This window comes from Corynebacterium sp. HMSC072A04, from assembly GCF_001809235.1.
Classification (GTDB): Bacteria; Actinomycetota; Actinomycetes; order Mycobacteriales; family Mycobacteriaceae; genus Corynebacterium; species Corynebacterium hiratae.
In genome coordinates this window covers 1-12,794 of record NZ_KV796743.1, presented here as the reverse complement: position 1 = coordinate 12,794, position 12,794 = coordinate 1, and the positions used below count along the sequence as shown (strand labels likewise).

Genomic DNA, 12,794 nt, shown 5'->3' with positions numbered 1-12,794 from the left:
GTGTCTACCAAACAGGGGTCAGGTCCTATCGCGGACAAAGCCACCTACCACAGGTCATCGACGCCATGTTTAATACAGACCAGCTCGAAGCGGAGTCCAAGCGCCTAGACGAGAAAATCCGCGCTCTTGCCAGCGAGATTGAATCATTGGTTGCAGAAAATCAGCGGGTAGCGCAAGACCAGGACCAATACCCCGCCCGCTACACCCAGCTAGAAGCGCGATACCAGAAAACCCTGGGCCGCAAACAAGCCATCGAGGCCGAGATTGCTGCCAAGAGTGCCAAGGCCACTGCGATCAAAACCGCCTACACCCAGTTGGCCGACAAGCCCATCCAGCATTTTCAACCATCCCAGTGGACAGCGCTTATCGACCATGCCGTTATCGGAGCCAACGAGATCCAGTTCGTCTTCAGAATCGGCACTGAAATCACCGTGCCTATTGCTAGCAGGCTGCCAGTTTCTTCCACTTCCTGATTTTGGTGCGAAACGTCGTAAATGGCGCGACGGTGTTGATATGCACCCATTTCCACACCGGCCACGCCGACGGGGTGGAAGAAGCCCACGCACGCTGACCCGAACTAAACAATTCTGATTCGGTTAGACCGCCCACCATTTTGACTATCTCACCAAGCAGGATCTTGAACCTGTCGATCAAATCCTCAGTAGATACCTGCTCCCAGCGTTGGTAGAACGATTCATACAATCCGCCCAGTTGATTCCACTTAAAACCAGGTGCCGGAGTCACCACGTCAAGACCGGCTTGTTCGTCACGTTCCCAGCCGAGCAGTAATTCCATCCAGCCAAGCTGGTAGGCGATCATCTGCCGGGGCGTGCGGTCAACACCGTCAACCAGCCGGTCCCAACCATCGCCAGGAACGCCTACGAACTCGCCGATAAAAAGTTCGCCACGCTTAGTAATCTCTGCGGCTAGTTCATCGCCGGACGCATACGATCTCACCACACACCTCCTCGTGAAACGGCCTTAGGTTTAACGCTTCGTTAGCGCGTTAAACCCTAAATACGCATTTTACTAGGGCAAACAAGATACCCGCTAACGCAAAACCCAAACCCGCTAACGCAAGCGATTTTTCACACCCCCCTAAGCGATACTCGCTAACGCAAAAGGGTACTTATCAAATCCGACGTCTAAGTGGAGCCGCCTGCGAGAATCGAACTCGCGACCTTCTCATTACGAGTGAGATGCTCTACCGACTGAGCTAAGGCGGCACGATGCAGTGTGTATATGCGCCGCCTGAGAGTTTAGCCTAGGCCTGGGCTGATAAAGAAATCGGGCTATCACCTGTAGTGTGCACGCAGCACACGTGCTGGTTAGCGCGCGCCACAGGCCAGGCGCAGGCGGCCCACCATGCCGTCGAAAGCCACCTGCGGGGTGACGTTCTGCGGCAGCTGCTCGCGGCAAGTGCGAATGGCGGACTGAGCAGCCAGCAAGCCATCTTCGCTCACGCGCTGGGCAAGTTCGCTCGCCAGGCCCGCGAAGTCCGGGTGGGTCATCTCCACCTCAGCGCCGACTTTCAGCATGAGCGCATCGCGGTAGATGCCGGCGAGATCCACGAGGGCGATGTCGAGGCCGTCGGAGATGCGTCGTTTAGCGCGCTTCTTGTGGAGCTCTTCCATATCCTTCAGGGCACTGCGGGCGTCGCGCTGCGCCTTCGTCACGCCCTTGCCCTTGGCGCCGACGCCGAAGGATTGCTCAATCTTGGAGCGCTCCGCCTCCTCCGCCGCCGCGTGGGAATCCTTGGCTTCCTTCTCAATAAACTTCAGCAGCGCTGTGACGGACTGAAAGGCCTGGGAGCCGTGGAAGACATCCTCGGCCAGGTTGATGGCCATGGCGCGGCGCTTCTGCGCGGCGGGGTCGTTGACCAGGTGCCGCGCACGGCCCACGTGGCGCAGGGTGGTCACGGCGGCCAGGCGCGCGTCATCCTCGGTAGCACCTTCGGCGACGAGCTGCTTGACGACGCCCTCCACACTCGGCGCCGGGATATACAGGTGCCGGCAGCGCGAGCGCAGCGTGACCGAGAAGTCCTCCGGGTCCTCCGAGGGCGCCACCATGATGATGACGGTGCGCTCCGGGGGCTCCTCCACGGTTTTGAGCAACGCGTTGGCGGCCTCGTTGCGCAGGCGGTCGGCCTTGTTGAAGATGACCACGCGCCACGGCGCCACGCTAGGCAGGCTGGCCGCGCGCCCGATAACCTCGCGGGCTTCACCGACGGTGATGAACTGCTCCTGCGGGTCCACGTAAACCAAGTCGGTGTGCTCCTGCTTGGCCAAGACGCTCTGGCAGGAGGGACAGCGCCCGCAACCGGGGTTGCCGTTCTCGTCGGCGGACGTGCACATGAGTGCTGCGGCGAAGCATTGCGCGGCCAGCGAGCGGCCGGCACCGGGAGGACCGGTAAAAAGCCAAGAGTGGCTCATCGCCCGCGGGTCGCCCTCACCGTGTGCCGCGCGGGCAGCACTGAGGATGGTGTGGGCGACGGAGGGGGCGTCGGCAAGCCTTTCTGCAACGCTTGATGTATTCACTCGCCCTAGCCTACTGGGATAACTAAAGTGAGTAATCATGAATAGACTGATGCGTGGCGCCCGCTGGTTATGGGGTACTCAATGGCCGATGTACGCCGCGCTCGTCCTTGGCTCCAACATCATCGGTGCCATTGCGATCATGACCTTCGTGGTCTTCTTTCTGCCCATGCCGGAGATCTCCGACTTCATCGCCCACACGCCCCATCTGTGGACCTATGGCACGTTATTCGTGACCTTCGCTGTCATCATTGGCATCGCGGTGACCCTGCGGCTGTTCCGGCCGGTGTTGGACTGGCAGCGCAGCCCCGATGATCATGACCCCAACATGGTGCGCAACTTAGTCCTGCGCATCCCGCTCTACCAAGCCGGGGTGGCCGCGGGTGTCTGGCTGGTGGGCATCCTTTTGGCGGTGATACTTGCGGGCCAGCACTCGGCGCGGCTGGCCATCGTCGTAGGCGTTTCTGCGACTTTGGCCGGCGGCCTCATCGTGCTCTTGACCTACCTGCAGGCGGAGCGCCTCGTGCGCCCCGTGGCGGCGGAGGCCGTGGCACGCCGCTTCGAGGATTCCACCCTGGAGCCGCCGATTAAGTACCGGCTGCTTTCCACGTGGCTCATGACCTCCGGCATCCCGCTCATCGGCATCATCTTGGTGCACCTGGGCCAGAAGATGGGGATGTTCACCGCCGATACCGCCGATATCATCCCCGCCATCATCGCACTGAGCATCACGGCGCTGGGCACGGGGCTTATCGGCACCATGTTCGCCATGATGAGCGTGGTGGATCCGATCCTGGAGCTGCAGGACGCCATCAACCGCGTGCGCCGCGGCGAGAACGACGTCCAAGTGGACATCTACGACGGCTCCGAGCTCGGCGTTCTCCAGGCCGGCTTCAACGAGATGATGCGCGGCCTGCGTGAGCGCCAGCGCGTGCGCGATATCTTCGGCCGCTATGTCGGCACTGAGGTGGCACAGCGCGCCTTGGAGGAGCGCCCGGAGCTGGGCGGCGAAGACCGCAAGGTGGCTGTGCTGTTTATCGACGTCATCGGCTCCACCACCTTCGCCGTCAACCACACCCCGGAGGAGGTCGTGGAGGAGCTCAACAAGTTCTTCGAGCACGTCGTTGAGGTGGTGCACCGCAACAAGGGCATCATCAACAAGTTCCAGGGTGACGCCGCCCTGGCTGTCTTCGGTGCCCCGCTGACGGTCTACGACGCTAATTCCATGGCCTTGCAGGCCGCCCGCGAGCTGCGCCAGGAATTGCGCGGGCTGCGGCTGCAGGCGGGCATCGGCGTGGCCGCGGGCCACGTGGTGGCCGGCCACATTGGTGGCGCAGATCGCTTCGAGTACACCGTCATTGGTGATGCCGTCAACGAGGCCGCGCGTCTCACCGAGCTGGCCAAGGACACGCCCGGCCAGGTGCTCACCAACTCCGCCACCCTGCGCGGCGCTAACGAGGCTGAGCAAGCACGCTGGACGCTGATGAAGTCTATCGAGCTGCGCGGGCGCCGCCGCATGACGCAGCTGGCACGCCCTATTCGCCCGACCCTGGCGGAGCGTGCCCTCGGATAAATAAGTCTTTGTGATTCTGGTAGCTTCGGGGCCATGCTCCAACAGCCACATCAGCCCCATCCGCCACGTCAGAATTCGAGTCCTCGCCTCCTCGTCCCCGACGTCGCCCGCGGCATGGCCCTGCTGGGCATTGCGCTGGCAAACGTCTGCACCGCGTGGATTATGAACGACGGCGATGGCCCCGATGCTTATTTCGGCGGCGTGGAAACGCTCGCGGACAAAATCTACGTGGTCTTTTCCGCCATGTTCATCCACGTGCGCGGCCTGCCGATGTTCTCCACGCTTCTCGGCTTTGGCGTGGGGCTTATCGCGATGAGCTTGTGGCGACGCGGTTTCCCACTGCGGCGCGCGCAGGCCGTGTTGGCTAAGCGCTATGGATTTCTGGCTTTATTCGGTGCCCTCCACTGCCTCTTCCTCTTTTCCGGCGACATCATGCTGCTCTACGGCGCGATGGGCATGCTCATTGCGTTGCTGCTTACTTTAACCGACAAGCTCCTGATGCGCGTGGCCTACGGGTTCTGTGCGCTACTGGTTGTGGCGGGCATCGGAATGGGCGTTGGGGCCGCGCTTGTCGATACGTCGGAGTTTGATCTCAGCGGCTTCACCGCCGCCGAATCCTACTGGGAGCTGCTGGGTGAACAAGCCATCATGGTCTGCGCCCAAGCTTTTTCCGTTCCGCTGACGGGAGCCTTGGTCCTTCCGGTGATGCTCGTAGGTTTCGTGTGGGCGCGCCGCGGAACCTTGGCCGGGGGCCATCGGCGCGAGCTGTGGGCGTGGACCCTTTTGGCCCTAGCCATCATCCTCTTCCTCGGGCTGCCCTGGGGCTTGTCCACGATTGGGGTGCTGGACCCAGCGCTGGCAGAACCCCTCAACGCGGCGAATAGCTGCATCGGCATGCTCACCGGGCCGGGCATCGTGGCGGGGGCAACACTCGCCCTAGAACCCCTGCAGCGCCGTGGTGCGCGCCCGTGGTTCCTGTGGCCACTCATCGCGCTCGGTAAGCGCTCCATGACCGGCTACGTGCTGCAGTCCGTGTTCTTCCTGGCGCTGGTCTACCCCTTCACCCTCAACATTGGCCCCGAGTTCAGCGCCGCGGGCCAGGCAGCGTTGGCCGCCGGCGTGTGGCTGGCAACGCTTCTCATAGCCTGCGCGCTCGAGGCCGCAGGCAAGCCCGGCCCCTTCGAGTGGGTGCACCGCCGCTTGTCCTATGGCAAGACGATGCGCCCGGAATTAGGTGCTGCGCCTAACCGCGGCCCTTCCGCGCCAGCCCATCCACCAGCAGCACCAGGCCTACCGTCTGTGCCGCCGACTGCGCCGCATCCAGGCCCCGGCCACGCAGGCCCGCATCCTGGCGCTGCTCAACCGGGTTCAGGACCGTCAGCGCCTCAGAAGCCAGAAGCAGGTTAGCACCGTGGCTCAGCCCCTGCGTGGCTTGGTCTGCGCGGAGCTTCTCATCGCCGGCTAGCGCGGAGAGCGCTGCCGCCGGGATTCCGGCCACAGCCGTGGCGAGGCGCTCACCTCGGGTGCGCGAAAGCGCAAGGCCCGCAGCCCACGCGCCGGCGCGCAGGCCCCAACCCAGCGCATCGTTGCGCGCGCCGCGCAGCGCCCACGCGAAGGAAGCGTATTGCACGCTCACGCAGGTTACACCGAGCGTCGTTGGTGCACCGCGCTTGGCGGCTTGGCCAAGCGAAGCAGCGATGAGCCCCACGCGGGTCTCCGGTGCGCAGTCCGGTCGCAGGGCCAACAGTACGGGTACAACGGCCGTCGTGGCCGTGCCGAGCGCGCGCCAGTTAAACAGGCGTGACCAGACGGCAGTCTCCCCCGCGGCGAGCGCGCCGAGGGTGAGGTGATCGCGGCCAGCAAAGGCCGGGCCCACCGCGCGCAGGAGAGCCTCGGTGCCTTCCTGGGTACGGTCCAGCATGTCGCGCGCGAAACTCTCCAGCGTGAGCATGGCCTATCTACTTCCTGCGCGATCCGGCCTTGACCACGTTCTTCGTGCCCGGCGAAGGCTTCTTCGTGGCCTTCTTGCTCGACTTCTTCGTAGCCTTCTTCGTCGATTTCTTGGTCGACTTCTTGGTGCTCTTCTTCGTCGACTTCTTCGCCCCACCGTTCGCGGCGTCCTTGGCGCGGCGCTCGGAGAGGAGCTCGTTCGCGCGGGCGTCGGTAAGCTGCTCCGGATCGTCACCACGGCGCAGCGAGGCATTCGTGGTGCCGTCGGTGACGTACGGGCCAAAGCGGCCGTCCTTAACCGTCATCGGCTTGCCGGAAACATCGTTATCGCCCAGCTGCTTAATCGGCGGCTGCGCGGCAGCACGGCCACGGTGCTTCGGCTCCGCGTAGATGCGGCGCGCCTCGTCCAGGGTGATGGAGAAGATCTGCTCCTCCTTGGCCAAGGAACGCGAATCCTTGCCCTTCTTCAGGTACGGGCCATAGCGGCCGTTCTGCGCGGTGATGACCTCGCCGTCCGAGGGGTCCACGCCCACCTCACGCGGCAGGCTCAACAACTTGAGTGCTTCCTCCAGCGTGACGCTGGACGGCTCCATCGAGGCAAAGAGCGAGGCCGTGCCCGGCTTCAGCTTCTCCTCAACGTACTCAGCAATGCGCTTTTCCTTCTGTTTCGCCGCGGTCTTGGTCTCCCAGTTCTTGGCGCGCTTGCCCTCGGCCGCGCGCTGGGCGTCCTCCGCAGCGCGCTCTTCCTTAACGATCTCCTCGGCCTCGGCCTCGGCCTTCTCGCGCTCATCGTCACGCACCTGCTCGGTCACGTACGGGCCGAAGCGGCCCTCCTTGGCCACGATGGTGCGGCCATTCTCCGGGTTCTGGCCCAGCTCGCGCCCGCCCTGCGGGGTGGCGAAGAGCTTCTCCGCCAAAGCTTCATTGAGCTCATCCGGGGTGACCGTCTCCGAGAGGTTGGCGCGCTGGTACTCCACCGTGCCATCCTCGTTGGTGCCCACGGCGCGCTCGATATACGGCCCATAGCGGCCCACGCGCACGAAGACATCGCGGCCCTCCGCGTCGGTGTAGAGACGCAGCGAGTTGACCTGGCGGGCGTCGATGGCCTCCAGGTTGATGTCCACCAGGGACTTCAGGCCGCCGTGGCGGGCAATGGATGCGGCCTTGCGCTCGCCGGCCTCGGTGTTGCCAAAGTAGAAGTTATTCAGCCAATCCGTGCCGTTCTCCGAACCGGCGGCAATGGCATCGAGCTCATCCTCCATGGAGGAGGTGAAGTCATAGTCCACCAGCTCGGTGAAGTTATTCTCCAGCAGGCCCACCACCGCGAAGGCAACCCACGAGGGCACCAGCGCATTGCCACGGGAGAGCACGTAACCGCGGTCCTGGATGGTCTTAATGATGGAGGCGTACGTCGACGGGCGCCCAATGCCCAGGTCTTCCATCTTCTTGACCAGGCTGGCCTCGGTGTAGCGCGCCGGCGGGTTGGTGGAGTGGCCGTCGGCAGTAACCGCGGACGTTGTCAGCGTGTCGCCCTCATTGAGGTGCGGCAAGCGCGACTCTTCCTTCGACCCCTTCGCCGCCACGTCCTCGTAGGCCTTGAGGAAGCCCGGGAAGGTAATCGTGCGGCCAGTGGCGGAGAAGTCGGCGTCGTGACCACCAGCGCTCACGGCCGCGGTCACCTTCATCGAGGTTCCCTTGGCATCGGCCATCTGGGAGGCCACGGTGCGCTTCCAAATCAGCTCGTAGAGCTTGTACTCCTCGGCGTCGAGCTGCCCGGCCAGCTGGCCCGGGGTGGCAAAACGCTCACCCGCGGGGCGGATGGCCTCGTGGGCCTCCTGGGAGTTCTTCACCTTACGGTCGTAAGTGCGCGGCCCGTCGGCCACAAACTCGGCGCCGAAAATGGACGTCGCCGCCTCACGTGCCGCGTCCAGGCCCTGCTTGGACAGGGAGGTCGAGTCGGTACGCATATAGGTAATGTGGCCGTTCTCGTAGAGGCGCTGCGCAATGCGCATCGTGCGCTCCGAGGTGTAGTGCAGGCGCCGGCCGGCCTCCTGCTGCAGAGTCGACGTCATAAACGGCGCGGAAGGCTTGCGCGAATAGGGCTTGTGCTCGACGCTAGCCACCGTCATGGTGGAGCCTTCCAGCGCGCTGGCCAGCTGCTCCGCCTGGGCCTGCTTGACGACGACCACCTCGTCGCTCTTCAGCTGACCCCTATCGTTGAAGTCGCGGCCCGCGGCCACGCGTTTGCCGTCGAGGGCGCTCAGGCGTGCGTCGAAATCCGGCGTGGACGTCAGCGTTGCCGTGAGATCCCAGTACTCGGCGGGGATGAACGCCATGCGCTCGCGCTCGCGCTCGACGATGACGCGGGTGGCCACGGACTGCACGCGGCCAGCCGACAGGCGCGGCATAACCTTCTTCCACAGCACCGGGGAGACCTCGTAGCCGTAGAGGCGGTCGAGAATGCGGCGGGTTTCCTGGGCGTCGATGAGGTTTTCATCGAGCTCACGGGTGTTTTCCGCGGCCTCCAGGATGGCGGACTTGGTGATCTCGTTGAAGACCATGCGGCGCACCGGCACCTTGGGCTTGAGCACTTCCAGCAGGTGCCAGGCAATGGCCTCGCCCTCGCGGTCGGGGTCTGTTGCGAGGTAGAGCTGATCGCACTGCTTCAGCTTGGCCTTGAGGTCCGCGACCTTCTTCTTCTTGTCCTGGCTGATGACGTAGAGCGGGGTGAAGTTATCCTCCGGGTTCACACCGAGGCGCGCCCAGGATTCCTTCTTATATTTGGCGGGGACGTCGGCAGCGCCGCGGGGAAGGTCCCGGATGTGGCCGACGGAGGCCTCAACAATGTACTTATCGCCGAGGTAAGGCTGAATCTTCTTCGCCTTGGTTGCTGACTCGACGATGACCAGGGTCTTCCCCGGGCCGGTAGCTTCTGCCACTTCGACTTCATCCCTTCCGATGGCTAGTCCTCTGCTGGGCAATTGCCCCTAGAGTACACAGATAGAGGTTCACTCTAGTTATTTAGGCCAATACACGTCCACACAACAGGGGGTCTATACTGGCCGTCCGAGGATTCGCCTCACAGCACACAACCGGGAGACAGCGTGATTGCGTCTATTACTGCATGGTTCGAGGTCATCATGGCCACACAGTGGATTTATCCGCTGGTGGGCTCGCTGATTTTCCTCGACTGCTTCTTCCCCGTTTTGCCTTCAGAGGTTCCCCTCAACATGGTGGGCGCCTGGTCTGGTTCCCAAGGATTCCCCCACCTCCCCACCATGTTTTTCGTCGCCATGGTTGCCGCCATTTTGGGAGATAACTTGTGCTTCCTCCTGGGAACGCGGCTCATCGCCCTTATTAATAGAGCCCAAAAGGGCACGAAGGCTTATGACGCCTTGACGTGGGTCAAGCGCAACATTCGACGCAGTGGCGGCGCAGCCATCATCATTGCGCGTTTCATCCCCTCGGCCCGGCTCTTCATGACGATTCTGCTGGGTTCCATGCGCTACCCGTGGGTACTGTTTTTCTTCTTCGACACCATCGGCGTCCTGCTGTGGGTGGCACAGGCTCTAGCCATTGGTTATCTCGGCGGCGTGGCCTTCTCCGGCTCGCCGGCAATAGCCATGCTCATTTCCATCATCGCCGCCGTCATCATCGGCTACGGCCTGCAGAAGGGACAGAATAAGCTGCTGGAGTGGTGGGATACCCGGCGCGGCTACGCCGAGTCCCCCTAGACCACCTCGACGTTGGTTGCCTGCTGGCCTTTAGCGTCTTCCCCAATCTCAAAGGAGACGCGCTGGTTGTCTTCGAGGGTACGGAAGCCGGTTCCTTGGATTTCGGTGTAGTGCACGAAGATGTCGCCGGAGCCGTCCTCCTGCTCAATGAAGCCGTAGCCTTTTTCGGCGTTGAAGAACTTGACGGTACCGTATGCCATGATGAGTTGTCCTTTGCGGAAATAAATTAATGCAAACTAGTGCACTAGTGTGCCACGTTTGGACACCTGCAGCAGATTAGTGGAGGCAAGCGTGAGTGAGAACCCTCTGGGTGAGGAGCTCGTCGAGCACCTCGTTGAGCGTTTCCCCGAGTCCGAGCTAACACACTCCACTACCCTGCCCGCCCAGCCAGCGAGCTATGCCGAGTGGCCAGAGTGGGTGCTGCCGGAGTTGCGGTCGGCGTTGGAGGAGCAAGGCGTCGCCAAGCTCTATGCCCACCAGGTCGCCGTGGCACAGGCCGCGTGGGAGGGGCGCGATGTGGTGGTCTCCACCGGCACGAGTTCCGGAAAGTCCCTGGGTTATCGTCTGCCCATCCTGTCCCGCCTGGCGGAGGACCCGACCGCGTGCGCGCTCTACATCACGCCGACGAAGGCGCTGGGTTCGGACCAGCTGCGCACGGTGCTCGAGCTCACGCAGAGCATCGCTGCGCTTCACGACGTCCACCCCGCCCCCTACGACGGCGATACCCCCACCGAAGCGCGCGCCGGCATCCGCGATCAGGCGCGGTTCATCTTTTCCAACCCGGACATGATTCATTCTTCTCTGCTGGGCGCGCACCAGCGGTGGGCGCGGGTGCTGCGGCACTTGAAGTTCATCGTGATTGATGAGGCGCATGCCTACCGCGGGGTTTTCGGGGCGAACGTGGCACTCGTGGTGCGGCGTTTGCTGCGGCTGTGCGCACACTACGGTTCGCGGCCGGTGGTTATTGCGGCTTCGGCGACCATGCGGGATCCCGCCCGGCATGCCGCGCGGCTGACGGGGCGCGAGTTTCTCCCTGTAACCGAGGATGGCGCGCCGACGGGTGCGCGGACGGTCGCGCTGTGGGAGCCGGGCTTCATGGAGGGTATCGAGGGACAAAACGGCGCTCCTGTGCGCCGCGCCGCCACGACGGAAGCGGCCTGGATGATGGCCGCGCTGGTGGCGCAAGGTGCTCGGACGTTGACCTTTGTGCGCTCACGGCGCGCGGCGGAGACCACAGCGCTGCGGGCAGCAGAGGAGCTCTCCGGGAGGCTGGGCCGGCCGGATTTCGCGCGCCGGATTGCCGCCTACCGCGCGGGGTATCTGGCCGAGGACCGCCGCGCGCTGGAGCAGGCACTGGATGATGGCTCCCTGCTCGGCGTGGCCACCACCTCGGCTTTGGAGCTGGGCATCGACGTCGGCGGACTGGATGCCGTGGTCACTGCTGGGTTCCCGGGTACGGTTGCTAGCTTCTGGCAGCAGGCCGGGCGCGCGGGCCGCCGTGGCCAGGGCTCGCTGGTGGTGTTGGTGGCCCGCGATGAACCGATGGATACCTACCTAGTCCACCACCCGGAAGCGCTCTTGGGCCGGCCGGTGGAAGCTAGCGTGTTCAACCCCGCCAACCCCTACATCCTGGCCGGGCACGTGTACTGCGCGGCGGTGGAGAAGCCGCTAAGCGACGCCGACGTGGCCGCCTTCCGCGCCGAATCCGTGGTCCACGACCTAGCCCAGCAAGGCTTGCTGCGCCGGCGCCCGCAGGGCTGGTTCGCGGCTCCCCTGCCCGCTGGCTCCAGCGAGCTCACCCCGGAGACCGCGCACACGGCCGTCTCGCTGCGCGGCGGCTCGGGCGAGGAGGTCATGATTGTGGATTCCTCCGATGGCCGTCTGCTGGGCACCATCGATTCCGCGCGCGCGGTGAGCCAGGTGCATCCCGGCGCGGTGTACCTGCACCGTGGTGAGAGCTTCGTCATCGAGGAACTTCACCTCGGCGGCGCTGGTGGCGCAGCTCCCGCCGAACCGGGAGTGGCACTCGCCGTACCGAAGACGCCGGACTACACCACGCAGCCGAAGTCCACGACGGACATCCGCATCCTGCGCGAAGCCGATGACCTGGTGAACTACGCCCCCGGCCTGTGGGTGGCCAGCCTGGAGGTCGAGGTGACCGACAAAGTCACCGGCTACCAGGTACGGCTTCCCGATGGCTCCGTGGGCGAGGATATCCCCCTTGACCTGCCGGAGCAGCGCCTGGTGACCCGAGCGGTGGCCTACACCATCGATCCGCTGGCACTCGCAGCGATGGGAGTCACCGCCGGGCGCACCCCGGGCACCCTCCATGCGGCCGAGCACGCCGCCATTGGGTTGCTGCCGCTCATTGCCACCTGCGACCGCTGGGACATCGGCGGCGTGTCCACCGCGCAGCACGCCGATACGGGCTTGCCCACGGTCTTCGTCTACGACGGCCACCCCGGCGGCGCCGGCTTCGCCGAGGAAGGTTTCCGCCGATTCCCCGAGTGGATCAAGGCCACCTTTGAGGCCGTGCGCTCCTGCCCCTGCGAGTCCGGCTGCCCGTCGTGCGTGCAATCCCCCAAATGCGGCAACGGCAACAACCCTCTGGACAAGGCAGGCGCTATAGCCCTCCTCGGCGCACTGGTCACTATGACGTCCTAGACAGAATTCCTACTTCTAAGATCGTTGTAATGCTCTCACCACATATAAACCGAAGTGATGTAGTGAGGTTACCCTCGTTTAGTGGACACCCTATTTGTACGGATCTTGTGTCCGTAAGAGAGGATGTTCATTGTGAGTCAACAGCGCAAGAAGTACACGCCTGAGTACCGGCGTGAGGCCGCGAACCTGGTAATCGAGTCAGAGCGCCCGATTGCCCATGTGGCTAAAGAGATTGGTGTTTCCGCCGGGCTTTTAGGCCGCTGGGTCAAACTCGAGCGTGAGCGTCGAGGAGCTTCAGATGGGATGAGTGAGGCTGATCTTCGTGCTGAGAATGCTCGC

The 12,794-nt window shown here is 63.8% G+C and carries 9 protein-coding genes, 1 tRNA gene and 1 pseudogene; 6 read left to right on the top strand and 5 right to left on the bottom strand.

Annotation, left to right across the window (positions count from 1 at the left end; genetic code table 11):
• Positions 1-473: pseudogene (locus HMPREF2565_RS01900) on the top strand (DNA recombinase); the annotation flags it as partial.
• On the opposite strand, the gene HMPREF2565_RS01895 reads toward HMPREF2565_RS01900, so the two are convergent.
• The 3 genes from HMPREF2565_RS01895 to HMPREF2565_RS01885 form a co-directional block, all read right to left on the bottom strand.
• Entirely contained in the window at positions 442-957 is a 516-nt protein-coding gene (locus HMPREF2565_RS01895) for a ClbS/DfsB family four-helix bundle protein (RefSeq protein WP_034969882.1), read from the bottom strand. The pseudogene HMPREF2565_RS01900 and the gene HMPREF2565_RS01895 overlap by 32 nt on opposite strands.
• 193 nt (positions 958-1,150) lie before the next feature.
• A tRNA-Thr gene (locus tag HMPREF2565_RS01890) sits at positions 1,151-1,226 on the bottom strand.
• A 102-nt stretch (positions 1,227-1,328) separates the two neighbouring features.
• Positions 1,329-2,576, bottom strand: coding sequence for a DNA polymerase III subunit delta' (locus tag HMPREF2565_RS01885; protein WP_084738706.1), 1,248 nt, complete (start codon positions 2,574-2,576; stop codon positions 1,329-1,331).
• On the opposite strand from HMPREF2565_RS01885, the gene HMPREF2565_RS01880 reads away from it, so the two are divergent.
• Positions 2,575-4,107, top strand: a complete 1,533-nt coding sequence (locus HMPREF2565_RS01880) for an adenylate/guanylate cyclase domain-containing protein (RefSeq protein ID WP_071406799.1) — start codon at positions 2,575-2,577, stop codon at positions 4,105-4,107. The genes HMPREF2565_RS01885 and HMPREF2565_RS01880 overlap by 2 nt on opposite strands.
• 33 nt (positions 4,108-4,140) lie before the next feature.
• The gene (locus tag HMPREF2565_RS01875; protein WP_084738705.1) at positions 4,141-5,514 is read left to right on the top strand and encodes a DUF418 domain-containing protein; all 1,374 of its coding nucleotides are present in this window, start codon (positions 4,141-4,143) and stop codon (positions 5,512-5,514) included.
• A gap of 551 nt (positions 5,515-6,065) precedes the next feature.
• Here HMPREF2565_RS01875 and topA read toward each other — a convergent pair.
• A complete protein-coding gene (gene topA / locus HMPREF2565_RS01870) occupies positions 6,066-8,996 on the bottom strand; it encodes a type I DNA topoisomerase (RefSeq protein ID WP_071406797.1) in 2,931 nt (976 codons plus the stop codon).
• Positions 8,997-9,197: 201 nt separating this feature from the next.
• Between topA and HMPREF2565_RS01865 the strand changes: the two genes are divergently transcribed.
• Positions 9,198-9,791 carry a DedA family protein gene (locus tag HMPREF2565_RS01865; protein ID WP_158397573.1) on the top strand — a complete coding sequence of 198 codons (594 nt, stop codon included), beginning with the start codon at positions 9,198-9,200 and terminating at the stop codon, positions 9,789-9,791.
• On the opposite strand, the gene HMPREF2565_RS01860 is transcribed toward HMPREF2565_RS01865, so the two are convergent.
• The gene (locus tag HMPREF2565_RS01860; protein WP_010189920.1) at positions 9,788-9,991 is read right to left on the bottom strand and encodes a cold-shock protein; all 204 of its coding nucleotides are present in this window, start codon (positions 9,989-9,991) and stop codon (positions 9,788-9,790) included. The two genes, HMPREF2565_RS01865 and HMPREF2565_RS01860, sit on opposite strands and share 4 nt — an antisense overlap.
• 91 nt (positions 9,992-10,082) lie before the next feature.
• On the opposite strand from HMPREF2565_RS01860, the gene HMPREF2565_RS01855 reads away from it, so the two are divergent.
• Positions 10,083-12,455, top strand: coding sequence for a DEAD/DEAH box helicase (locus HMPREF2565_RS01855; protein WP_071406796.1), 2,373 nt, complete (start codon positions 10,083-10,085; stop codon positions 12,453-12,455).
• A gap of 132 nt (positions 12,456-12,587) precedes the next feature.
• The coding region (locus HMPREF2565_RS01850) for a transposase (protein ID WP_210385865.1) at positions 12,588-12,794 on the top strand (207 nt) is incomplete at its 3' end.